At 78.1% G+C, this 631-nt stretch carries 1 protein-coding gene; it reads left to right on the top strand.

Going from position 1 to position 631, the window contains the following annotated elements:
• Positions 1-55: 55 nt before the first annotated feature.
• A partial coding sequence (locus KS423_RS46830; RefSeq protein ID WP_224285698.1) for a pyridoxal-phosphate dependent enzyme occupies positions 56-631 on the top strand: 576 nt, incomplete at its 3' end.

Below are 631 nucleotides of genomic sequence, written 5' to 3'. Positions count from 1 at the left end.
GAGCCCGGTCGCCGGTCAGGCGTCCGGGCTCCGCGCGTGCGCCTAAGCTGGCCGGGTGCTCGAACCCGCCCTGCTGCCGACCCCGCTGGTGGACTGCACCGACGAGGCCTTCGCCCGGGCCGGGGTGGAGCTGCGGCTGAAGCGGGACGACCTGCTGCACCCGACCGTCCCCGGCAACAAGTGGCGCAAGCTGGCGCCCAATCTGGCCGCCGCCGTGGAGCAGGGCCACACCCGGCTGCTGACCTTCGGCGGCGCGTACTCGACCCACCTGCGGGCCGTCGCGGCCGCCGCCGGGGCGCTCGGGCTGGAGAGCGTCGGGCTGGTCCGCGGCGAGGAACTGGCCGACCGGCCGCGCAACTGGTCGCTTCGGGCCGCCGAGGCGGCCGGGATGCGGCTGGAGTTCCTGACCCGGGCCGAGTACCGGGAGGCCACCGGCCGGGCCGAGGGGGAGCACGGCACGGACGCCCTGCTCCGCCGCTGGGGCCGCTGCCTGGTGCTCCCGGAGGGCGGCTCCAACGCCCTGGCCGCCGTCGGCGCGGCCGCGATCCCGGCCGAACTGCCCGGTCTCGGCGAGCGGGACGTGGTCTGCTGCCCGGTCGGCACCGGCGGCACCCTGGCCGGCATCGCGGCC

The organism is Streptomyces sp. LS1784, assembly GCF_020103755.1.
GTDB lineage: Bacteria > Actinomycetota > Actinomycetes > Streptomycetales > Streptomycetaceae > Kitasatospora.
Note: the sequence above shows the minus strand (reverse complement) of the source record. Positions and strands in the feature narration are given on the sequence as shown.